This is a genomic window from Paraburkholderia sp. EG286B, assembly GCF_040965655.1.
Lineage (GTDB): Bacteria > Pseudomonadota > Gammaproteobacteria > Burkholderiales > Burkholderiaceae > Paraburkholderia.
In genome coordinates this window covers 111625-132754 of record NZ_JBFRCF010000021.1, presented here as the reverse complement: position 1 = coordinate 132754, position 21130 = coordinate 111625, and the positions used below count along the sequence as shown (strand labels likewise).

General features: G+C 66.1%; 18 protein-coding genes. 9 read left to right on the top strand and 9 right to left on the bottom strand.

Going from position 1 to position 21130, the window contains the following annotated elements:
• The first annotated feature begins 77 nt into the window (after nucleotides 1-77).
• Nucleotides 78-1082 (top strand): L-histidine N(alpha)-methyltransferase, encoded by a 1005-nt coding sequence (gene egtD / locus AB4Y42_RS34130; RefSeq protein WP_368688674.1) that lies wholly within the window; start codon nucleotides 78-80, stop codon nucleotides 1080-1082.
• Nucleotides 1083-1148: 66 nt separating this feature from the next.
• Here egtD and AB4Y42_RS34125 read toward each other — a convergent pair whose 3' ends face one another.
• Nucleotides 1149-1445 carry an acylphosphatase gene (locus tag AB4Y42_RS34125; RefSeq protein WP_069261571.1) on the bottom strand — a complete coding sequence of 99 codons (297 nt, stop codon included), beginning with the start codon at nucleotides 1443-1445 and terminating at the stop codon, nucleotides 1149-1151.
• A gap of 128 nt (nucleotides 1446-1573) precedes the next feature.
• Between AB4Y42_RS34125 and hpnA the strand changes: the two genes are divergently transcribed.
• Both hpnA and AB4Y42_RS34115 read left to right on the top strand, forming a co-directional pair.
• Nucleotides 1574-2596 (top strand): hopanoid-associated sugar epimerase, encoded by a 1023-nt coding sequence (gene hpnA, locus AB4Y42_RS34120; RefSeq protein WP_368688675.1) that lies wholly within the window; start codon nucleotides 1574-1576, stop codon nucleotides 2594-2596.
• A gap of 109 nt (nucleotides 2597-2705) precedes the next feature.
• The gene (locus tag AB4Y42_RS34115) at nucleotides 2706-3335 is read left to right on the top strand and encodes a hypothetical protein (RefSeq protein WP_368688676.1); all 630 of its coding nucleotides are present in this window, start codon (nucleotides 2706-2708) and stop codon (nucleotides 3333-3335) included.
• Nucleotides 3336-3416: 81 nt separating this feature from the next.
• Here AB4Y42_RS34115 and AB4Y42_RS34110 read toward each other — a convergent pair whose 3' ends face one another.
• Entirely contained in the window at nucleotides 3417-4595 is a 1179-nt protein-coding gene (locus AB4Y42_RS34110; protein WP_368688677.1) for a glycosyltransferase, read from the bottom strand.
• Nucleotides 4592-5461 (bottom strand): squalene synthase HpnC, encoded by an 870-nt coding sequence (gene hpnC / locus AB4Y42_RS34105; RefSeq protein ID WP_368688678.1) that lies wholly within the window; start codon nucleotides 5459-5461, stop codon nucleotides 4592-4594. Before hpnC ends, AB4Y42_RS34110 begins: the two co-directional genes overlap by 4 nt.
• A gap of 409 nt (nucleotides 5462-5870) precedes the next feature.
• On the opposite strand from hpnC, the gene ispH reads away from it, so the two are divergent.
• Nucleotides 5871-6815 (top strand): 4-hydroxy-3-methylbut-2-enyl diphosphate reductase, encoded by a 945-nt coding sequence (gene ispH, locus AB4Y42_RS34100; protein WP_254353571.1) that lies wholly within the window; start codon nucleotides 5871-5873, stop codon nucleotides 6813-6815.
• Between the two features lie 12 nt (nucleotides 6816-6827).
• Nucleotides 6828-7979, top strand: a complete 1152-nt coding sequence (hpnH, locus tag AB4Y42_RS34095) for an adenosyl-hopene transferase HpnH (protein WP_028202781.1) — start codon at nucleotides 6828-6830, stop codon at nucleotides 7977-7979.
• Between the two features lie 75 nt (nucleotides 7980-8054).
• On the opposite strand, the gene AB4Y42_RS34090 is transcribed toward hpnH, so the two are convergent.
• The 3 genes from AB4Y42_RS34090 to AB4Y42_RS34080 form a co-directional block, all read right to left on the bottom strand.
• Nucleotides 8055-10028 carry an SMP-30/gluconolaconase/LRE-like region family protein gene (locus tag AB4Y42_RS34090; RefSeq protein ID WP_368696597.1) on the bottom strand — a complete coding sequence of 658 codons (1974 nt, stop codon included), beginning with the start codon at nucleotides 10026-10028 and terminating at the stop codon, nucleotides 8055-8057.
• A gap of 288 nt (nucleotides 10029-10316) precedes the next feature.
• Complete coding sequence (locus AB4Y42_RS34085; RefSeq protein WP_028202784.1) at nucleotides 10317-10523, bottom strand: YbdD/YjiX family protein; 207 nt, start codon at nucleotides 10521-10523, stop codon at nucleotides 10317-10319.
• A 25-nt stretch (nucleotides 10524-10548) separates the two neighbouring features.
• Complete coding sequence (locus AB4Y42_RS34080) at nucleotides 10549-12636, bottom strand: carbon starvation CstA family protein (RefSeq protein WP_368688680.1); 2088 nt, start codon at nucleotides 12634-12636, stop codon at nucleotides 10549-10551.
• Nucleotides 12637-12976: 340 nt separating this feature from the next.
• On the opposite strand from AB4Y42_RS34080, the gene AB4Y42_RS34075 reads away from it, so the two are divergent.
• On the top strand, nucleotides 12977-14482 hold the full coding sequence (locus AB4Y42_RS34075; protein WP_368696596.1) for a cache domain-containing protein: 1506 nt from the start codon (nucleotides 12977-12979) through the stop codon (nucleotides 14480-14482).
• 2 nt (nucleotides 14483-14484) lie between these two features.
• A complete protein-coding gene (locus tag AB4Y42_RS34070; RefSeq protein ID WP_342919245.1) occupies nucleotides 14485-15150 on the top strand; it encodes a response regulator transcription factor in 666 nt (221 codons plus the stop codon).
• Between the two features lie 67 nt (nucleotides 15151-15217).
• Here the strand turns inward: AB4Y42_RS34070 and AB4Y42_RS34065 are convergent, their stop codons facing one another.
• Entirely contained in the window at nucleotides 15218-15826 is a 609-nt protein-coding gene (locus tag AB4Y42_RS34065) for a phospholipid-binding protein MlaC (RefSeq protein WP_368688682.1), read from the bottom strand.
• A gap of 243 nt (nucleotides 15827-16069) precedes the next feature.
• Between AB4Y42_RS34065 and AB4Y42_RS34060 the strand changes: the two genes are divergently transcribed.
• Both AB4Y42_RS34060 and AB4Y42_RS34055 read left to right on the top strand, forming a co-directional pair.
• The gene (locus AB4Y42_RS34060; protein WP_368696595.1) at nucleotides 16070-18697 is read left to right on the top strand and encodes an MMPL family transporter; all 2628 of its coding nucleotides are present in this window, start codon (nucleotides 16070-16072) and stop codon (nucleotides 18695-18697) included.
• On the top strand, nucleotides 18694-19752 hold the full coding sequence (locus AB4Y42_RS34055) for a VacJ family lipoprotein (RefSeq protein WP_368696594.1): 1059 nt from the start codon (nucleotides 18694-18696) through the stop codon (nucleotides 19750-19752). The genes AB4Y42_RS34060 and AB4Y42_RS34055 overlap by 4 nt, the downstream gene beginning before the upstream one ends.
• Nucleotides 19753-19852: 100 nt before the next feature.
• Here the strand turns inward: AB4Y42_RS34055 and AB4Y42_RS34050 are convergent, their stop codons facing one another.
• Together AB4Y42_RS34050 and AB4Y42_RS34045 are read right to left on the bottom strand one after the other, a co-directional pair.
• Nucleotides 19853-20338, bottom strand: a complete 486-nt coding sequence (locus AB4Y42_RS34050; protein WP_368688685.1) for an acyl-CoA thioesterase — start codon at nucleotides 20336-20338, stop codon at nucleotides 19853-19855.
• Nucleotides 20339-20456: 118 nt separating this feature from the next.
• Nucleotides 20457-21122 (bottom strand): phosphorylase, encoded by a 666-nt coding sequence (locus AB4Y42_RS34045; RefSeq protein WP_368696617.1) that lies wholly within the window; start codon nucleotides 21120-21122, stop codon nucleotides 20457-20459.
• Between the last annotated feature and the right edge of the window lie 8 nt (nucleotides 21123-21130).

Sequence of the window (21130 nt, the reverse complement as noted above, 5' to 3'; positions counted from 1 at the left end):
TCCCGGAGCGCCACGCCAACGCCCGCCGCCGCGATTCACGACGCCGTCCCCAACGTCCAACGCCCCCTGGAGCCCGCATGCCATCTTCTGCGCCCCGCCCCGCCGTTGCCGACCCCGCCGGTGCATTCGCCCTTTCGCCCGCCGCCAGCACCTTCGCCGCTGAAGTGCGCGCCGGGTTGACGCGCTCGCCGCAAAAGGAACTGCCGTCGAAATATTTGTATGACGAAGTCGGCTCGGCCCTCTTCGAGGTCATCACCGTGCTGCCCGAATATGGCGTCACGCGCAGCGAGGAGCGTCTGCTCACGCGCTACGCGTCCGAGATCGTCGAGGCGCTGCCCTCCGACGTCAAAGTCGCCGAGCTCGGCAGCGGCAGCGGCCGCAAGACGCGCCGCATTCTCGAAGCGCTCTGCCGCAAGCGCCCCACGTCGTACTGCCCGATCGAGATCTCGCGCACCGCGCTGCAGCTGTGCCGGCGCGAACTCGCCGACATCGAGCGCATTTCGATCGTCGGCTACGAGCGCGACTATCTCGCCGGACTTTCCGAAGTGAGCCGCCAGCGCAAAGAGGGCGAACAACTGCTCGTGCTCTTTCTCGGCAGCACGATCGGCAACTTCGCGCGCCTCGCGGCCACGCGCTTCCTGCGTGACATCCGCGCGATGCTGCGCCCCGGCGACACGCTGCTGCTCGGCACCGACCTCGTGAAGCCCGTGGACACGCTGATCGCCGCCTACGACGACGCCATCGGCGCCACGGCCGCGTTCAACCTGAACCTGCTGTCGCGCATCAACCGCGAGCTGGACGCCGACTTCGACCTGCACGACTTCGAGCACGTCGCGCGCTTCAATCCGGACGTGCGCAGCATCGAGATGCATCTGCGCGCGAAGCGCGACGTGCACGCCGAGGTGCGCTCGGCGAATCTCACGGTCGAGATCGGCGCAGGCGAGACGATCTGGACCGAGAGCAGCCACAAGTACCACGCCGACGAAATCCCGGCGATCGCCGCCGACGCGGGCTTCGAATGCACGCGTCAGTGGGTCGAAAAGGACTGGGGATTCGCGGAGAGCCTGCTGGCCGTGAAGTAAGCGGCGTCCGAAACGAAAAAGCGGTGCGCCAGTTGCCTGGCGCACCGCTTTTTTATCGGGCGATGCTCAATGCTGCTCGAAGCGCTCGTAACGCTTTTCGGTCAGGCGTTCCTCGCTTTCCACCGAACTGACGCGCGCGGCCGGCGGCCCGTGACGCAGCCACGACAGCATGCGGTCCACCTGGTTCGCCGTGCCCTGGATCACGGCTTCGACCGAGCCGTCCTCCATGTTCGCGACGTAGCCGCGAATGCGCAGCGCGTGCGCCTGGCGCACCGTCGCGTGACGAAAACCCACGCCCTGCACCGTCCCGTGCACGCGCACGTAGTACGTTTCGAGGCGCGTATCCAGATCCGGTTCGCTCATTATTCGTTTCTCCATGCAGGCTTTACGGTCGGCATTGTAGACGCCAACGCGCGCACGCGCCGGGCTCGCGCCACGTACAATCCGTGCCACGCCGCCGCGCCAATACCGAACATGGAAACGACCCTGCAATGACCGACACCTCCCGAGCCAACCGCGATCTCGTGCTGATCACCGGCGCGTCCGGCTTCGTCGGCTCGGCCGTCGCCCGCATCGCGCAGGAAAAGGGCTATGCCGTGCGCCTGCTGGTGCGCGCGACGAGCCCGCGCAAGAACCTCGAAGCGCTCGACGCCGAGATCGTCACCGGCGACATGCGCGACGCCGCCTCGATGCGCCGTGCGCTCGACGGTGTGCGCTACCTGTTCCACGTGGCCGCCGACTACCGGCTGTGGGCGCCCGATCCGCACGAGATCGAGCGCGCCAACCTCGAAGGCGCCGAAGCCACCATGCGCGCGGCGCTCGACGCGGGCGTGGAGCGCATCGTCTACACGAGCAGCGTGGCCACGCTCAAGGTCACGAGTTCGGGCAACTCCGCCGACGAAACCTCGCCGCTCACGCCCGAGCAGGCCATCGGCGTGTACAAGCGCAGCAAGGTGCTGTCCGAGCGCGCCGTGGAACGCATGATCGAGCGCGACGGCCTGCCCGCCGTGATCGTCAATCCGTCCACGCCGATCGGCCCGCGCGACGTGAAGCCCACGCCCACGGGCCGCATCATCGTGGAAGCGGCCACCGGCAAGATTCCCGCGTTCGTCGATACCGGCCTGAACCTCGCGCACGTGGACGACGTGGCGAACGGCCACTTCCTCGCGCTGGAACGCGGACGCATCGGCGAGCGCTACATCCTCGGCGGCGAGAATCTGCCGCTGCAGCAGATGCTCACCGACATCGCCGGCATGGTGGGCCGCAAGCCGCCCACGATCGCGCTGCCGCGCTGGCCGCTCTATCCGCTTGCGATGGGCGCGGAAGCCGTGGCGCGCTTCACGAAGCGCGAGCCGTTCGTGACCGTCGATGCGCTCAAGATGTCGAAAAACAAGATGTATTTCACGTCCGCGAAGGCGGAACGCGAGCTGGGTTATCGCGCGCGGCCGTATCGCGAGGGCCTCAAAGACGCGCTCGCGTGGTTCCGCGAGGCCGGCTATCTGAACGCCCGATGAGGGCAGCTGAGGAAACTGTTACAACTTTTCTTGCGACATGCGTACAACGCCTGAAGGGCAATGCACGCGAGCTGCGGGTAAAATCCCCGGTCTTACCTGAGAAGCTCGCATGAATCTTCAAGACCAGATTGGCGTGCTCGAAGCGGGCGTCGATCAGCTCCTTCAGGCCGCCGCCGCCGCGCATGCACCGCGCGCCGATGAACGCGCCGCCGCAGTGCCCCAGCAGGACACTCCCGTTGCAAGCAGCGAAGCGGAGCAAGCCGTCGCTGAGCAGCCGCACACCGTTGCCGTCGAGACGGCCGCGGAGGCTGCCGATGCCGCCGCCGCAGAACCCGTTGAAGCCGCCAATGCAACCGTGACCGACACTGCCGAAGCCATCGAACCCGCGGCCGTTGCGGCCAACGCTGCGCCTGCGCAGCCCGAATTGCACGTGGCGCGTCCGTCGCAAAACGAGATCACGCTGACGATTGGCGGCCAGACGGTGACGCTCAACGCGCTGCAAGTCGGCCAGATGATCGAGGAGCTGTCGAACGCGCGCGCCTCGATGCAGCCCGAACCGCCGCCCGGCATTCCGCAAGGCTGGCGCTTCGCATCGACGAAGAATCCGATGATGGCCGTGCAGAAACAATCGAACGGCGACCGCCTGCTGGTGCTGCGCCACACGGGCCACGGCTGGGTGCCGTTTACGTTCTCGCCCGACATCGTCGTGCAGATGTACATGATGCTCACGCAACGCTGACGCGCGAGCAGACACCGTCAAAACAAAAAAGCCGTCGAAACCGACGGCTTTTTTCATTGGCTGCTTCTCGCGAGAAGCGCCTCAACGCCCCTGAACCGGCGCCTGCACGCGCGCCTTCCACTGACCGCCCTTGCCGCGCCAGAAGCGCCACGCCGATGCGAACGTCGCGCCCACGTAGAACAGCGCGACGAGCGGCAGGAACGGCGCCCACAGCGGCGAGCGCCGGTAGTAGGCGAGCATGGGCGAGTAGGCGCAGCACATCAGCGCCCAGGCGAGCCACGCGGGCCAGCCGTGCGGCCCGAGCACGAGCGCGACCACGGGCGGCGCGAGATAGATGATCGTCATGCCGAGCAGCGTGCCCGCGAGCTGCCACGCCGAGTAGTGCAGTTGCGTGAACGCCGTGCGCGCGATCATGTTCCAGATGTCCTTCCACGAATCGTACGGGCGCAGCGACACGCTCTTCGCGGCGACGTCGAGACGGATCGGGTGATGCCCTTCGCCGCGATGCTTGATGCGCGCGGCGAGGCTGCAGTCGTCGATCAGCTCGGCCCGGATCGACTCGATACCGCCCGCCTCTTCGAGCGCCTGGCGGCGCACCAGCATGCAGCCGCCGGCCGCGGCCGCCGTGCGGTTCTTCGGGTTGTTGACCCACGAGAACGGATAGAGCTTCGCGAAGAAGAACACGAACGCCGGGATCAGCGCCTTTTCCCAGAAGGAATCGCAGCGCAGCCGCACCATCAGCGAGACGAGGTCGCGGCCTTCGGCCTGGGCGCGCACGACGAGCTGCGCGAGCGCTTCGGGCGGATGGCCGATGTCGGCGTCGGTGAGGAGCAGGTAGTCGGCGGGCAGCTTGAGCGTGCGCACCGCCTCGATGCCCTGCGACTGCGCCCACACCTTGCCCGACCAGCCCGCCGGCAGCGGCTTGGCCGTAATCACGCTGAGCTTTTCCGGGCACTGCAGCGCGAGCGCGGCGGCGCGCGCGGCTTCCGCGGTGCCGTCGGTGCTGTGGTCGTCGATCACGATCACGTGAAACTCGCCGCCGTAGTCCTGCTGGAGCAGCGAGGTCACGGCCTCGCCGATCGCATCGGCTTCGTTGCGCGCCGGCACCACGGCGCACGCGGCAGGCCAGCCGGCCGCGGGCTCGACGATCGGCAGCGGCGCGGCCGGGCGCGCGCGCCAGAAACCGCCGCGCCCGAACAGCAGCACGAGCCAGATCAGCAGCGAGAGACAGGAGACGGCAAACAGAATGGTCGTAGTCATGCGTTGTTACTCTCGATCGAAGAGGCGCGCACGCCCACGCGGCGCGACAGCCACATGGCCGCCGTGCGCAGAAGCACCACGGCCCAGTCGGGTGCGCGCAGCGCAGGCCGCGCGCGGAACACATCGTAGCCGCCGCGCTCGATGATTTCGAGCACGCGCAGTCCGCCATGCACGACGCTGCACAGCTCGAGGCCGAAGCGCCCCGGCACGCGCAGCGCGAGCGGCGCACCGCTCACCATCAGCGCCCGCGCGCGCGCCACCTCGTGCGCCATCAGCGCGCGCCAGGCGTCGTCCACCCTGCCGGCGGCAATTTGCGCTTCGGTCACGCCAAAGCGCTCGCGGTCGGCGAGCGGCAGGTAAATGCGGCCGCGCGCCCAGTCGGCGCTCACGTCCTGCAAGAAGCTGACGAGCTGCAAGGCGGTGCAGATCGCGTCGGAATCGGCCAGATTCTCGGGCGTCGCCGCGTGGATCAGATGCAGCATCAGATGGCCGACCGGGTTCGCCGAGCGCCGGCAAAAGTCCAGCAGCTCGAAGCGGTCGGCATAGCGCGTCGTGTCGATATCCTGATCGAACGCCGCGACGAGGTCGTAAAACGGTGCGAGCGGCAGGCGGCACTCGCGCACCACGTCCGTGAGCTGCGCGAACAGCATGGGGTGCACGCGCGCGGGGCGGCCTTCGGCCACGGCGTTCAGGCCTTCGCGAAAGTCGGCGAGGCGCGTGTGGCGTTGCCCGGGGCTCCAGTCGCCTTCGTCCGCGATGTCGTCGAGCGTGCGCGCGACGTGGTAGATCACGCCGACAGGCGCGCGCAGCGCCTTCGGCAGCAGTACGCGCGCTACCGGAAAATCGTCGTAGTGGTCGGGTTCCATCAAGGCGTCCAGAATGGGGGCGTATCCCCGGGCGCCATCCAGGCGACCCGCGGGACGCCACATTTTAAGGGTTCCCGGAGTATGTTGCACCGCGCAACGCCCGGACGCCGGCTCCCGGCGCCGTGCTGCGCCGCGTGCGCGGCGCGAGTTGCGCAGGCCGTGGGAGCGCCACGCAGCGGGCTTTTCGAGATAAATTGGGGCGCTGACCGGACTGCACCGTCGCGCGCACGCCGCACCCGCGCGTGGTCCACACAGCAAACGAAAGGCGAAGGGGTTAAAATGCGCGTCTGGTTTTTACTCCGTCACCCCTTTGGCGGATTTTTGCATCTTTAATAATAGACAGCCGCCGGCGATCAGGTCATTTTTACCGACTTGCTCGTTTTGTGCGGCAGTCGGAGTTCGCCACCCTATGCGAGTGATCCTTGCCCAACCCCGCGGCTTTTGCGCGGGGGTTGTCCGCGCTATCGAAATCGTCGATCGCGCACTGCAGAAACACGGCGCGCCGGTCTACGTGCGCCATGAAATCGTCCACAACCGTCACGTGGTCGAAAACCTGCGCAACAAGGGCGCGCGTTTCGTGGAAGAGCTCGACGAAGTGCCGGAAGGCGCCGTGGCGATTTTCAGCGCTCACGGCGTGGCCAAGACCGTGGAACGCGCCGCCGAGGAACGCGACCTCGACGTGCTCGACGCCACCTGCCCGCTCGTCACGAAGGTTCATGTGCAGGGCCGCCAGTACGTCGCGGCGGGCCGCACGCTGATCCTGATCGGGCACGCCGGCCACCCTGAAGTGGAAGGCACGATCGGCCAGATTCCCGGCACCGTGCTGCTCGTGCAGAGCGAAGCCGATGTTTCGAAGCTCGATCTGCCGCTCGATGCCCCGCTCGCGTACGTGACGCAAACCACCCTTTCGGTGGACGACACGCGCGGCATCATCGACGCGCTGCTCGCGCGGTTCTCCGACATCGTCGGCCCGGACACGCGCGACATCTGCTACGCGACGCAGAACCGCCAGGCAGCGGTGCGCGAACTGTCGGATCAGGTGGAGGTTCTACTCGTCGTCGGCGCGACGAACAGCTCGAACTCGAATCGTCTGCGCGAGATCGGCAGCGAGACGGGGGTGCCGAGCTACCTCGTCGCCGACGGCTCGGAAGTGAAGGCCGAATGGTTCGCCAATGTGCAAACGGTCGGCATCACGGCCGGCGCATCGGCGCCCGAAGAAATGGTTGAGAACGTCATTGACGCGCTGCGCGCGTTGGGGCCTGTCGAGGTGTCGACGATGGCGGGCCGTGAAGAAAAAGTCGAATTCAAGCTGCCGTCGAAGCTCTTGCAACCGCTCGTCGCGCGCGAAGTTTAAGGAGGACACGCTTTGTCTATTCCGCTGCTACAAAAAGTCCGCGTTGGCTCGTACATCTTCCGCCAGCATTTCAGCGGCAACAAGCGCTACCCGCTCGCGCTCATGCTCGAGCCGCTGTTCCGCTGCAATCTCGCCTGCAATGGCTGCGGCAAGATCGACTATCCGGATCCCATCCTGAACCAGCGCCTGTCGCTGGAGGAATGCCTCGAAGCCGTCGATGAGTGCGGCGCGCCGGTCGTTTCCATCGCAGGCGGCGAGCCGCTGCTGCACAAGGAAATGCCGCAGATCGTGAAGGGCATCATGGCACGCAAGAAGTTCGTGTATCTCTGCACGAACGCGCTGCTCATGGAAAAGAAGATGGACGACTACCAGCCGAATCCGTACTTCGTCTGGTCGGTGCACCTCGACGGCGACCGCGAAGCGCACGACCACTCGGTCTCGCAGGAAGGCGTGTACGACAAGGCCGTCGCGGCGATCAAGGAAGCCAAGCGCCGCGGCTTCCGCGTGAACATCAACTGCACGCTGTTCAACGACGCCGTGCCCGAGCGCGTGGCGAAGTTCTTCGACACGGTCGGCGAGATCGGCGTGGACGGCATCACGGTGTCGCCGGGCTATGCGTATGAGCGCGCCCCGGACCAGCAGCACTTCCTGAACCGCGACAAGACCAAGAACCTGTTCCGCGAAATCTTCAAGCGCGGCAACAACGGCAAGAAGTGGTCGTTCAGCCAGTCGAGCCTGTTCCTCGACTTCCTGGCCGGCAACCAGAGCTACCAGTGCACGCCGTGGGGCAACCCGGCGCGCACGGTGTTCGGCTGGCAAAAGCCGTGCTATCTGGTCGGCGAAGGTTACGTGAAGACCTTCAAGGAACTGATGGAAACGACCGACTGGGACAAGTACGGCACGGGCAAGTACGAGAAGTGCGCGGACTGCATGGTCCACTGCGGCTTCGAGGCCACCGCCGTGATGGACACGGTTGCGCATCCGCTCAAGGCCGCGCGCATCGCCCTCTCGGGCCCGCGCACGACGGGTGCGTTTGCGAAGGACATCCCGCTCGAGGGCGCGCGTCCGGCTGAGTACGTGTTCTCGCGTCACGTCGAGATCAAGCTCGAAGAGATCAAGAACTCGGCCAAGACGAAGAAGCCGGTTACGGTGGCGGCTAGCTAAAGCGGTTTCCGCCGCGGGCGGATGAAACGCAAAAAGGGCGCAACGGTTTTAGCCGTTGCGCCCTTTGTTTTTTTGTCACTTCGCGCTGAACGGCGACACCGTCGCATTCGTTGTGGTCGTGCTCGCCGCCGCCGGCGTCCACCGGTACACCACCGCGCTCGAAGCGTTGTAGTTATCCTTCGTCACGACATACTCGCCCGTCGAGCGCAGATACGCACGCAGGCCATACATCGAATCCACGTCGTTGCCCACGTACACCGCGCTCGGGTTGCTGTTGATGAGCGTCGTGTCGAGCGCGCCCGTGGTGAGGTTGAACGCATCGATGTTCGGCACGGTGTGCACGTAGCCCACGAACAGATAGTTTCCGGCGGCCGCAATCGATTTGGGATTCGCACTCGTGAGCGTGATCACCGGATTCGGCGCGCTCGTATTGCCGGCGAGCCAGCCGTGATACACCTCGACGCGCGTGCCGACCGCCGTCCAGTCGGTCACGCTGGCGTCCTCGCCCGTGAGGATCATCGTGTCGCTTTCGGGCAGATAGACGATGCGGGTGAGCCGCGAGATCGTGGCGGGAATCGGCGTGGTGATCGCGGCGCCCCAGGTCGGCTTGCCGGTCGAGTCGAAGCCGGTCAGCGGGTAGTGGGAAATGACGTTGGTCTTGTCGAGGCCGACCCACAGGTCGCCCTTGCTGTCGAGACAAAAGCCGTTGCGCACCGGGGCCGACGTACTGAACGCCGCCCCCGGCAGCGTGTAATCCGGAATGGCGATATAGCCGCTCGCCGCGTTGAAGTGGAAGAAGTAGAACGTATCGGGGTTCTGGCCGGCCGCCACGAGAATGCGCTTGCCGCTCACGCTCGCCACCTGCGCGAAATGGTTGCCGCGACCGGCGTCGGCGAGATTGATGCGCGGATCGGACGGATACGTGATCGGGTCGATGGTGTTGGCCACAAAGGTGCCGCCAGCCGTGCCCGAATAGATATTCATGCCGCCGTAGAACAGTGCGCCATCGGTGCCCGGATCCGGCGCCGCATTGCCTTCGAAGTTGAGCGACTGGAGCTTCCAGCGCAGCGTGCCGGTGCCGTCGTAAGCCTGCAGATCGGTGCCGCCGTTGCGGCCGAGGTCCCACGAGCCGCCCCACGGATTGTTCAGCACGTACAGCGTGCCCGCGGAATCCTTGCCGATGCCGACCACGCGCATAAAGCGCTTGTCGCCCACCTGGCCCTTGATGCCTGAGGTCGTGTCGAGATAGCCGCCCAGCACGCCGAACGTGCCGGTTTGAGACGGCGTGCCCGCGACGCTGAAGGTCTTGATGTTCATGTCGGGACCCGAGTCGCCGATCATCAACTGCGAAGTCTGCGCATCGAAATACAGCGACGACGGCCGCGCCGTGGACGCCAGCTGGATGGTGTTCAGGAGCTGACTGCCGGCGCCGAACTCGAGCACGGCGCCCGCGCTCTTCTGCGCGACCCAGAGGTTGCCGCCCGCGTCGAGCGTCAGCGCGCCCGGGCCCGCCACGCTGATATCGCGCTGCCAGACGCCGTCCGTGGTGTACACACGCACGCGGTTGCCGGGGCAATCGCTCACGTAGAGCAGCGAGCCCGAGGTCGCGAGTCCGGTGACGACATCGGCGAGCTTTTCGGTCGTATCGGCGCTCACGGGGATCAGCAGGTCGCGCGCGCCGCTCGTGCGGTTATAGCGCCCGACGTTGCCGCTGCCATACGCGGCGTTGTACTGTATCGCGACGAACAGCGAAGTCGCGTTGCCCGTGATCGCGCCGCCCTGGAAGTCGCCGTGCCCGCCGATCGAGCCGAGGCTCTGGCCGTTCTGGTAGATCGCCACGCCGCCTTCGTTTTCATCCCACATCGACGACGTGTAGATGACGCCTTCGGGCGCGACCCACATCGAGCGGGCCACGTTGCCCACGTGCGTCGCGTTGGTGCCGTAGGTGTTCGCAATCCAGTCGGTGGAGTATTGCGCTTCGCAAACGGGCGCAGCCGTCGCGGTGAGAGCGGCGGCAAGCCACGCCGCGCCGATTCGATGCAAGATCATGAAAGATTCTTTGATTCGTACACCTTACGGTGCAACAGTTGAAGATGCCGTGCTGCCCACGCGGCAAACGCGCAGGCCGATTCCCGACGATTCGCATCCGTGCGCACCGCCGCGTGCGGCGTCATGCGTCGAATTGGTGTGGAACTTCGTCAGAGTTAACGGCAGCCGCCCTGCCGGAATTGAGTGCTTTTTGAGCGAACACCGAGCCGCGCAGATTACAGGCGTAAAAAAAGGCGCGACGGCCTTCGCCGTCGCGCCTCTTGCTGAACGTATCCGCTCAGTCGGGGGTCAGCAGCACTTCCCCGCGCCCGACCCATAGCGGGCGTTTTGCCGCTCGCGGAAAAACTCCTCGTAGGTCATGACCGGGCGGTCGGGATGCGTTTCGCGCGCATGCGCAACGTAGCCCTCGTAGTCCGGCAAACCGACCATCAAACGCATGGCCTGGCCGAGATAGCGCCCGGCCGTCTGTACGTTGTCGCGAAGTCCCGAGAACATGATGTGCTCCGTTCAGTAACGTCGATCAATGCACGCGATTCGTCACAGCTGCCGCGCCGCCAGCCGGCATCGCCTGATACGGCGTTTCCTGCACGGTCGGACGGTCGATGCGGCGCGCACGCGCAATCGCGATCAGGCCATACACGACGATGCTGACCACCACGAAGATGAACAGGCCGGAGAGCGCGGCATCGACGTAGTCGTTGAAGACCATGCGCTGCATCTGCTCGAGCGACTTGGCGGGCGCGACGATCTTGCCTTCCGCGATCGCCGCCGAAAGCTTCTGTGCGTGCGCGACGAAGCTCACCTTCGGGTTGCTGTCGAAAATCTTCTGCCAGCCCGCCGTGAGCGTGCAGATGAGGAGCCACACCGTGGGCAGTGCCGTGACCCATGCGAACTTCTCGCGCTTCATCTTGAAGAGTACGACGGTGGCGAGCATCAGCGCGATACCGGCGAGCATCTGGTTCGAGATGCCGAACAACGGCCACAGCGTATTGATGCCGCCCAGCGGATCGACCACGCCCTGGTAGAGGAAGTAGCCCCACGCGGCCACGCACAAGCCCGTGGCGATCAGGTTGGCCGGCAGCGACTCCGTGCGCTTGAGCGACGGGTGGAACGTGCCGAGCAGGTCCTGCAGCATGAAGCGGCCCGCACGCGTGCCCGCGTCGACAGCGGTCAGGATGAAGAGCGCCTCGAAGAGGATGGCGAAGTGATACCAGAACGCCATCATCGCCTCGCCGCCCACCACCTGGTGCAGGATCTGCGCCATGCCCACGGCCAGCGTCGGGGCGCCGCCGGCGCGCGCGACGATGGTCGTTTCGCCCACGGCCTGCGCGGTGTGCGTGAGCATGTCCGGCGTGAGCACGAAGCCCCAGTGACCCACGGTTGCCGCGACAGCGTCCGGCGTCGTGCCGAGCACGGCGAGCGGCGCGTTCATCGCGAAGTACACGCCCGGCTCGATCACCGAAGCGGCCACAAGCGCCATGATCGCGACGAACGATTCCATCAGCATCGCGCCGTAACCAATGAAGCGCGCGTTGGTTTCGTTATCGAGCAGCTTGGGCGTCGTGCCCGACGAGATCAGCGCATGGAAGCCCGACACCGAGCCGCACGCGATCGTGATGAAGAGGAACGGGAACAGATTGCCCGACCAGACCGGGCCCGTGCCGTCGATGAACTTCGTGAAGGCCGGCATCTTCAGTTCCGGCGCGACGATCAGAATGCCGATCGCAAGCGCGAGAATCGTGCCGATCTTGAGGAACGTCGAGAGGTAGTCGCGCGGTGCGAGCAGCAGCCACACCGGCAGCACCGAAGCGACGAAGCCATAGCCGATCAGGATCCACGTGAGCTGCGTGCCCGTGAACGTGAACATCGCTGCAAGCGTGGGCGAATCGTGGACGTGCTGGCCGAAGGCGATGGAAGCCATCAGCAGGACGAAACCGATGATCGAGATCTCGCCGATCTTGCCCGGACGGATGTAGCGCACATACAGGCCCATAAAGATCGCGATGGGAATCGTCGCGGCCACCGTGAACGTGCCCCACGGCGAGTTCGTGAGCGCCTTCACCACGATCAGCGCGAGCACCGCGAGAATGATGATCATGATGAGGAAGGTGCCGAACAGCGCGATCACGCCGGGCACCGGACCGAGTTCCATCTTCACGAGGTCGCCCAGCGAGCGGCCGTCGCGGCGCGTGGAAAGGAACAGCACCACGAAGTCCTGCACGGCGCCCGCGAACACCACGCCCGCGAGAATCCAGAGCATGCCGGGCATGTAGCCCATCTGCGCGGCCAGCACCGGGCCGACGAGCGGGCCCGCGCCCGCGATCGCCGCGAAGTGATGGCCGAACAGTACGAACTTGTTGGTGGGCACGTAGTCGAGCCCGTCGTTGTGGCGCACGGCCGGCGTCATGCGCAGGCCGTCGAGCTGCAGGACCTGCGTGGCGATGAAGCGGCTATAGAAGCGATACGCGATCAGATAGACGCACACGGCGCAGATCACGATCCACAGTGCGCTGATTCGCTCGCCGTGCGCGAGCGCGATAGTGCCGAACGCGAACGCGCCAAGCAGCGCGACCAGCGTCCAGACGACAAAACTGGATGTCCGACTCATGCGGTGTCTCCATTGTGTTTTTAGCTTTGTGTCCGGCATCGGAACCGGACCCTGGCGCGCCGTCCACAGCATCGTGGCGATGGCGGCGCATGCATGACGCATTGCGCCATGTCGTGGGCGGTAGTATTCGCTTTCAGACCGTCAGCCACAACCGGACAACTACGTAAGCGCGCTACGTAGAACTACGTAGGGAAGGCAACAATTCGTTGCGCGCGCAACGACAATCGCAGCCCGCCGCGCAACGCGTCGCACAAGGACACCGTCTTGCGCCGCGCGTGGATTTGTCCGCCTCGCCGCGCGCGCCCGGTTATGCTTGCAGACTCAGCTTCCGAACACCGTCATGCCCGCCCCATTTTTCTTCGCCGACCGCCGCCTGAAGACGAAAATCTTCCTGCTCGCGGTCGTGCCGTTCCTCGCCGCCATTGCCGGCATCGGGATCGGCGTGCGCCAGCAGGCCACGCAGCTCGCGCAAACGCAGCACGCGACGATGCAGAGCGCCTATCTGTCGAGCAAGGAGATCGAGCTGCGCCACTACGTGGAGCTGGCCACGAGCGCCATCGCGCCGCTCTATGCGCCCGAGGAAAACGCCAGCGACGCGTTGCCCGCGCCCGACAGCGAAGCCGACCGCCAGCTGGCCGCGCTAGCCGTGCTGCAGAAGATGGACTTCGGCCCCGACGGCTATTTCTTCGTCTACGACATGCACGGGCGCTCGCTCATGCATCCGCGCGAACCCGCGCTCGTCGGCCAGGATCTCTGGAACCTGCGCGACCCGCAGGGTGCGCTCACGATCCAGCAACTGATTGCCGCAGCCCGGCGCGGCGGCGGCTACGTGCGCTATATGTGGCACCGGCCGTCCACGGGCAAGCTCGCGCCCAAGCTCGGCTATGTCGTGCCGCTGCCGCGCTGGGGCTGGATGATCGGCACCGGCATTTATCTCGACGATGTCGATTCGACGCTCGCGCACATCGACGAGCGCGCCTCCGCGAACATCGAGCACACCATTCAATGGCTCGGCGTAATTGCACTCGCGGGCGTGCTCGTGATCGCGCTCGGTGCGCTCGTACTCAACGTGAGCGAGCACCGCAGCACCGACGCCAAACTCAAGCGCCTCGCGCAGCAGGTTGTCGAGTCGCAGGAGCAGGAGCGGGCGCGGCTCTCGCGCGAACTGCACGACGGCATCAGCCAGATGCTCGTTTCGGTGAAGCTGCTGCTGGAGTCGGCGCTGGCGCGCTTCGAGCGCGGCGAAACGCGTGTGCCTGCCGCCGAAGCGTCGCTCGCCACCGGCCTCTTGCGGCTTTCCGATACGCTGCGCGAAGTGCGCAGCATCTCGCACGCACTGCGCCCCTCGATGCTCGACGACCTGGGCCTCGCGGCCGCGCTCGAGCAACTCACGCGCGAGATGGCCGAGCAAACGGGCATCGAGATCGCCTTCACGCAAGCCGCGCCGAAGCCGGCGACGAGCCGCAAGGCGCCAGTCCTCACGCTGCCGGACGCCGTCAACACCGTGCTCTTTCGCATTGCTCAGGAAGCGCTCACCAACATCGTGCGGCACGCGCAAGCAGCGCGCGCCGCGCTCACGCTGGAGGTCGCCGCGAGCGGCGTGACACTCGCCATTGCCGACAACGGCCGCGGCTTCGACGTGGCGCACGCACTGGTCGACCCGCGCGCCGGTCTGGGCCTGCGCAACATGCGCGAACGCCTGGAGTCGCTCGGCGGCCGCCTCGACATCACCTCGCAGCCCGGCCATACGCTCGTCACGGCGTGGGTGCCTGTTACGTCGAATGCGGCGTCAAATGCAGCGCCCAATACAGCATCCAAAGCCGCTGTTTCAGGAACACCGAAATGACGATGACGAATGCAAACGTGAACGATTCGACCAGCCCGGGCGCCAAACCCGCGCGCCTCGTCCTCGTGGACGACCATCCGCTCGTGCGCGACGGCCTGCGTGCACGGCTCGAAGCCGTGCCGGGTTTCGAGGTGGCGGGCGAAGCCGGCAACGCCGACGAGGCCATCGCGCTCGCCGCGTCGCTCGAACCCGATCTCGTGCTGATGGACGTGGGCATGGCCGGCGTGAACGGCATCGCGCTCGCGGGCATTTTCCATGAACGCTTTCCGGCCATCCGCGTCTTGATGCTGTCGATGCACGACAACGTCGAATACGTGACCGAGGCGGTGCGTGCGGGCGCGAGCGGCTATGTGCTCAAGGATTCGCCGGCCACCGAGATCATCCGCGCGATCGAGGCCGTGCTGGCCGGGCGCACGTATTTCAGCGCGGGCTTGAGTGCGCGCATGATCCAGGCGTCGGCGCGCAGCACGCCCGTCGAGCGTCTCACGCCGCGCGAGCGCGACATTCTCGACGCGCTCGCGCAAGGACTCTCGAGCAAGCAGATCGCGCAGCGCGAGGGGCTTTCGGTGCGCACGGTGGAAACGCACCGGCTCAACCTCAAGCGCAAGCTTGAGATCGAAGGCCAGGCGGAGTTGATCAAGTTCGCGGTGGAGCACCGCAGAAAGTGAAACGGGCGCTCCGGCTTACCCGGAGCGCCCGCAACGTCACAGTGCGTGTGCAACCACCGATCGACGATCAGCTGCGCGCGTTGTGGTCGACGAGGAACTTGATGAGGCCGTCGATGCCGCCCTTGGCGATCTGGTCGGCAAATTGCGTCTGGTAGACCTGGATCAGCCAGGCACCCATCATGTTGATGTCGTAAATCTTCCAGCCGTTGGGCGTTTGCGCGAGACGGTAGTCGATGGCGTCGTCGCCGCCGTTGCTGATCACGTGCGACTGCACCACGGTGTCTTTCGCGCCCGCACCTGTGTTCGAAGGCGAGAACTTGAAGGTCACCTGGGTATCGCGCAGTTGCGAGAGCGACGAGGCGTAGGTCTTCACGAGCAGGAGTTGAAATTGCTCATACAGCTTCTGCTGTTGTTCGGGCGTGGCCGTCGCCCAGGGCTTGCCAACGGCGATCCGCGTGGTGCGTTTGAAGTCGGTGGCGGGAACGAAATGGGTCTCGACCACCTGGGTGATCTTGTTCATGTCGCCGCCCCGTGCCTGCGGGTCGGCCTGCATCGCCTTCACGGTGCCTTCCACGGCGGCCTTGACGACGGCGTCCGGCGTGGTTTGCGCGAACGCGGCGCCCGAAACGCCCGTGAAACAGGCGGCGACGAAAAATGCGGTCAGGTAACGTTTCATACGCTCTTCTGGAACAGTGAAATTCAGGCGCCGGTACAGTGCGACTCAGTGCGTGCGGTTAAGTGCAAGTGCAATCACGTAACCGTCGCGCCGCCGGCTGAGCCAGTATAACGGCTTTGGCAGATGCGCTGCCGGGGCGCCGCCTCGAGCCCAGGTGTGCATGACCCGCGCCGGGACGGGCGGGGCCGGTATACTTGTGCGTTTCGCGTCAAAGAACCTAATTGACAGGGCCCCCTCGCCTGTATGCTGAAGCCATTCATCATTAGCCTCGTCGCCTGGTCGGTGCGCCGCGCGGCGTGGGTGATCACACTCGCGATCGTGCTTGCCGTGCTCTCCGGCGTGTACGTAGCGAAGCATTTCAAGATCAATACCGACGTCAGCGGTCTCGTCGAGAACACGGCCCAATGGGCCGCGCTGAGCGAAGCCAAGGACAAGGCGTTCCCGCAGCGCGCGAGCTCGCTGCTCGTGGTCGTCGAAGCCGACGCGCCCGAGCTCGCCGACGCCGCCGCCGACAAGCTCGCGCAAGCGCTCAAGGCTGACTCGCGCGAATTCAGCGCCGTCTCGCAGCCCGCGGGCGGCCCGTTCTTCCAGCACAACGGCCTGCTCTTTCCGTCCACGGCCACCGTGCTCTCGACCACGGGCCAGCTCGTGCAGGCGCGCCCGCTCGTCAACCAGCTCGCGAAGGACCCGAGCCTCGCGGGTCTGGCCGGCACGCTCACGACCACGCTGCAACTGCCGCTCACGATCGGCCAGATCAAGTTGCCGCAAATGGCGAATCTGCTTGGCAGCGCCGCCACCGTCGTCGACGAGGTGCTCGCCGGCAAGCCCGCGGCGTTTTCGTGGCGCGCGCTCGTCGACAAGGACGCGGCCACGAAGCCCGCGTTCGCGTTCATCACCGTGCAGCCGGTGCTCAACTTCGGCGCGCTCAAGGCGGGCGCGAACGCGTCGGAGGCGATCCGCGCGACCGCCGACTCACTTCATCTCGACAGCGAATTCGGCGCGCGCGTGCGCCTCACGGGCGAACAGCCGCTCGCCGACGACGAGTTCGCCTCGGTACAGGACGGCGCCGCGCTCAACGGCGTGATCACGCTCGTCGTCGTGCTCGTGATCCTGTGGCTCGCGCTGCGCTCGGGCAAGCTGATCGGCGCGACGCTCATCACGCTCGTGATCGGTCTCGTCATCACGGCCGCGCTCGGCCTCATGATGATCGGCTCGTTCAACATGCTCTCGGTCGCCTTCATGGTGCTGTTCGTGGGGCTAGGGGTCGATTTCGGCGTGCAGTTCGGCGTGAAGTATCGCGAGGAGCGCTATCAGGACGAGCGGCTCGACGCCGCGCTCCTCAAGACCGCGCGCACCATCGGCGTGCCGCTCACGCTCGCGGCCATCGCCGTGGCCGAAAGTTTCTTTTCCTTCCTCCCGACCGCCTACAAGGGCCTCTCGGAACTCGGACAGATCGCGGGCGTGGGCATGTTCGTGGCGTACGTCTGCAACATGACGGTGCTGCCGGCGCTCATCCGCGTGTTCAATCCGGGAGGCGAGCGCGCCTCGCCGGGCTTCGCGTTCCTCGCACCCGTCGACAGATGGCTCGCCGAGCATCGCAAGCCCGTGCTGATCACCACGCTCATCATCGTGGTGGGCGCGACGCCCTTGTTGCTGCATCTGCGCTTCGACTTCAATCCGCTGCATCTTAAGGATCCGCATACCGAGTCGATGGCGACGCTGCTCGCGCTGAAGAACTCGCCCGTCATCTCGATCAACGACGTGAGCGTGCTCGCGCCGTCGCTCGAAGAAGCCGACAAGATCGCCGCGCGACTCTCGAAGCTGCCGGAAGTGGCGCGCGCCACCACGCTCAGTTCGCTGATTCCCGACGATCAGCAGCAAAAGCTCATGCTGATCTCGAGCGCCGCGCAGCAGCTCCTGCCCGCGCTCACGCAGCAGCCGTCTTCGCCCGTGACCGACGAAGTGCGCGTGCAGACGCTCAAGCGCGCGGCCAACCAGCTTTCGCTCGCCGCGAGCGACCATCCGGGGCCGGGCGCGGCCGAGGCGAAGCATCTGTCCGACTCGCTCACGAAGCTCGCGAACGCGAGCCCGGCCACGCGCGACCGCGCGGAAACCGCCTTCAGCCTCACGCTCAAGCTCGCCTTCGCGCAGCTCGCGCGCCTGTTGCAGCCCTCGGAAATCACGCGTGAAAACCTGCCGCCCGAGATGGCGCGCGACTGGGTGGCGCCGACCGGCCAGGCGATCGTGGACGTCGCGCCGCGCGTGCCGCCGGGCGTCGATCCCAACGACGACGTGATGCTCGCCCGCTTTGCACACGCGGTGAAGGCGGCCGAGCCGAACGCGATCGGCGGGCCGATCTCGATCCTGCACTCGGCGAACGTGATCATCCTCGCGTTCTTCCAGGCAGCGGGGTGGTCGGTGCTGCTCATCACCGCGCTGCTCTGGATCACGCTGCGCAATTTCGGCGACGTGCTGCGCACGCTCATTCCTCTGCTGGTATCGGCGCTCGTGACGCTCGAACTGTGCGTCGTATTTGGAATTCAGCTAAATTTCGCCAACATCATCGCGCTTCCCCTGATGCTCGGCGTCGGCGTCGCGTTCAAAATCTACTTCGTGATGGCCTGGCGCGCGGGGCAGACCGGCCTCCTGCATTCGAGCCTCACACACGCGGTGCTTTTTTCCGCCGCGACCACGGCCACGGCGTTCGGGAGCCTGTGGCTATCGCATCATCCGGGCACGTCGAGCATGGGCAAGCTGCTCGCACTGTCCTTGTTCTGTACGCTAATAGGCGCCGTGGTGTTCCAGCCGGTGCTGATGGGCAAGCCGCGCGCAAAACGCGCGAGATCGGAAACTCAGGGGATCGACCAATGAAGAAGAATCAAGCCGCGCTCACCATGGCGGCGGCGAGCCTGGCGCTCCTCGTGACGTCAGGCTGCGCCACGGGCCCCGACCGCAAACCGGGCGATCCGTTCGAGCCCGCGAATCGCGCAATTTTCACGTTCAACGACAAACTCGATACCTACGTCGCGCAGCCAGTTGCCAAGGGCTACCAGAAGGTGACGCCGCAGCCGCTGCGTCAGGCGATCACGAACTTCTTCTCGAACATCGGAGACGTCGACAACTTTGCAAACAACGTGCTGCAGCTGAAGATCACCGACGCCGTCCAGGATCTGATGCGCATCGCGATGAACACGACCTTCGGTCTGGGCGGCCTGATCGACTTCGCGACGTTGGCGGGGCTGCCCAAGCATCATCAGGACTTCGGCCTCACGATGGGCCATTACGGCATGCCGGCCGGTCCGTATCTCGTGCTGCCGCTGTTCGGGCCCAGTTCGGTGCGCGACGGCATCGGCATGGCCGTGGACGTGAAGTTCAACGTCATCAACTACTTCGAGCCGGCGGTGCGCAACCCGATGTATCTCGCGCAGTTCATCAGCGCGCGTGCGGACCTGCTCGGCGCAACCGACCTGCTCAAGCAGGCCGCGCTCGACCCGTATTCGTTCGTGCGCGACGCCTACCGCCAGCAGCGCGAATCGCTGATCCGCGGCTCGCGAGGCAACAATGCGCCGCTGCCCAACTATGGCGAGCCGGACGGCGAGGCGACTCCGAACGAGAACGGGGCACCCAATTACGAGGATCCGGGCGAGTCGGGCGGTGCCGGCGGTGCGGGTGGTGCGGCCGCCCCCGGCGCGTCGAACAATGGTCTGCCGAATTATGAGGATCCGGGCGACGGGAGCGCGGCGGGCGCTGCCGGGGCGGCTGCGACGGGTGCTGCCGCGGCGGGTGCGGGTCCAGGTGCTGCTGCCGCGGCCGGCACAGCGGGTGTAGCGGCAGCGGCGGCCGCTTCCGCACCGGCGAGCGCATCGGCGCCCGTCGCGGCTTCGGGTGCGACGGCAGTGCCTGCGAAGCCGGCATCGGCGCCCTGAACGGCACATAGCGGCCGCCCGTTTGTGGGCGGGCGGCGTACGAACGCAAAAAAACCCGGCAACCTTTCCAGGTTGTTTTTTACTGCGTCGTGCGCGCCGCTCAATGCACCGAAGCGTCCTCGCTCTCGGCCTGGCGCTCGGCTTCGTTCGCCGCCGCCAGCGCCGTGGCGTCCGCCGACGTCTGCACGGTCTGGCGATAGCGCTCGTAGGCTTCATCGGCATAGCGGATGCGTTCGCGGCCGTGCGGGGCCGGCACGCCATCGGCGCCCAGGTTCACGAACACCATCTTCTCGATCGTCAGGATGCTCTTGCGCGTGATCTTGTTGCGCACTTCGGCGCGCAGCGTGATCGACGTCCGGCCGAAATCCGTGGCCGTGATGCCGAGTTCGATGATGTCGCCCTGGCGCGCCGAGCTCACGAAGTTGATCTCCGACATGAACTTGGTCACCACGCGCTGGTTGTCGAGCTGGCAGATCGCGTAGATCGCCGCTTCTTCGTCGATCCAGCGCAGCAGGCTGCCGCCGAACAGCGTGCCGTTCGGATTCAGGTCTTCTGGCTTGACCCACTTGCGAGTATGAAAATTCATGGCTGGTAACTCCCCGAAATGTGATTCGTCCCCAGCTCGCGAGTACGAACCTAGGGTTAACACTCAGATCTTACCAGAGATAGGGGTTTACCCTAGGTATTTCAATAACCCGCCAGAGTCATTTGGGGAAAAAGGCGCCGGTGGCCGTCAACACCTGCCGCGCGGCGCTCAGCGACTGGCGTGCCGCTTTCGCGTCCGCGGCCAGGCGCAGCAGGCCGCCCAGCTGCGCCGGGTCGCGCGCCAGCTCGCGCAGGACCGGGAGCACCGCCGTCGTGCCGTCGTCGCGCAAACCGGCCATGGCCGCTTTCGGCAGGCTGCGCCACGCCGGATCGACGATCGCGCGGCACACTGCGAACGGCACGCCATGCGCGGCCGCCGCGGCGGCGGCCAGATGCGATTCCATGTCGACGGCGAGCGCTCCACACGCGCTGAACAGCGCGGCCTTGTCCGCCGCACCGGTGAGCGGCGCGGCAACGGCTGCCTCCACGCCGCGCCGGGTTTTCGCGGCGAGCGGCGAGGCCATCAGCGCGTCGGCCATGCGTGCGCTCCAGGCGGCATCGGTCGCGACACGCCCGAACGGTCCTTCGATCGCCTGCGCGATCACGAGGGTGCCCGGCTCGAGATCGGGCGCCAGACCGCCCGCCGTGCCGAAGCTGACGATGCCCGCCGCGCCGTCCTGGAGCGCCGCCGCGAGCGCACTCTGCAGCAGATCGGCGCGCGCGGCGTAGACGGCGCGCACGCCGTCCTGGCCCTTGCCTGCGGCAATGCTCGCCTCGAAGGCCATACCCGTTA

Excerpts from the sequence above, each read along its gene's own strand:
- egtD (WP_368688674.1), top strand. The coding sequence starts at position 78 with ATGCCATCTTCTGCGCCCCGCCCCGCCGTTGCCGACCCCGCCGGTGCA.
- AB4Y42_RS34110 (WP_368688677.1), bottom strand. The coding sequence starts at position 4,595 with ATGACTACGACCATTCTGTTTGCCGTCTCCTGTCTCTCGCTGCTGATC.
- AB4Y42_RS34045 (WP_368696617.1), bottom strand. The coding sequence starts at position 21,122 with ATGGCCTTCGAGGCGAGCATTGCCGCAGGCAAGGGCCAGGACGGCGTG.
- AB4Y42_RS34060 (WP_368696595.1), top strand. The coding sequence starts at position 16,070 with ATGCTGAAGCCATTCATCATTAGCCTCGTCGCCTGGTCGGTGCGCCGC.
- hpnA (WP_368688675.1), top strand. The coding sequence starts at position 1,574 with ATGACCGACACCTCCCGAGCCAACCGCGATCTCGTGCTGATCACCGGC.
- AB4Y42_RS34055 (WP_368696594.1), top strand. The coding sequence starts at position 18,694 with ATGAAGAAGAATCAAGCCGCGCTCACCATGGCGGCGGCGAGCCTGGCG.
- AB4Y42_RS34075 (WP_368696596.1), top strand. The coding sequence starts at position 12,977 with ATGCCCGCCCCATTTTTCTTCGCCGACCGCCGCCTGAAGACGAAAATC.
- AB4Y42_RS34070 (WP_342919245.1), top strand. The coding sequence starts at position 14,485 with ATGACGAATGCAAACGTGAACGATTCGACCAGCCCGGGCGCCAAACCC.
- AB4Y42_RS34050 (WP_368688685.1), bottom strand. The coding sequence starts at position 20,338 with ATGAATTTTCATACTCGCAAGTGGGTCAAGCCAGAAGACCTGAATCCG.
- ispH (WP_254353571.1), top strand. The coding sequence starts at position 5,871 with ATGCGAGTGATCCTTGCCCAACCCCGCGGCTTTTGCGCGGGGGTTGTC.
- AB4Y42_RS34090 (WP_368696597.1), bottom strand. The coding sequence starts at position 10,028 with ATGATCTTGCATCGAATCGGCGCGGCGTGGCTTGCCGCCGCTCTCACC.
- AB4Y42_RS34115 (WP_368688676.1), top strand. The coding sequence starts at position 2,706 with ATGAATCTTCAAGACCAGATTGGCGTGCTCGAAGCGGGCGTCGATCAG.
- AB4Y42_RS34085 (WP_028202784.1), bottom strand. The coding sequence starts at position 10,523 with ATGTTCTCGGGACTTCGCGACAACGTACAGACGGCCGGGCGCTATCTC.
- AB4Y42_RS34080 (WP_368688680.1), bottom strand. The coding sequence starts at position 12,636 with ATGAGTCGGACATCCAGTTTTGTCGTCTGGACGCTGGTCGCGCTGCTT.
- AB4Y42_RS34125 (WP_069261571.1), bottom strand. The coding sequence starts at position 1,445 with ATGAGCGAACCGGATCTGGATACGCGCCTCGAAACGTACTACGTGCGC.
- AB4Y42_RS34065 (WP_368688682.1), bottom strand. The coding sequence starts at position 15,826 with ATGAAACGTTACCTGACCGCATTTTTCGTCGCCGCCTGTTTCACGGGC.
- hpnC (WP_368688678.1), bottom strand. The coding sequence starts at position 5,461 with ATGGAACCCGACCACTACGACGATTTTCCGGTAGCGCGCGTACTGCTG.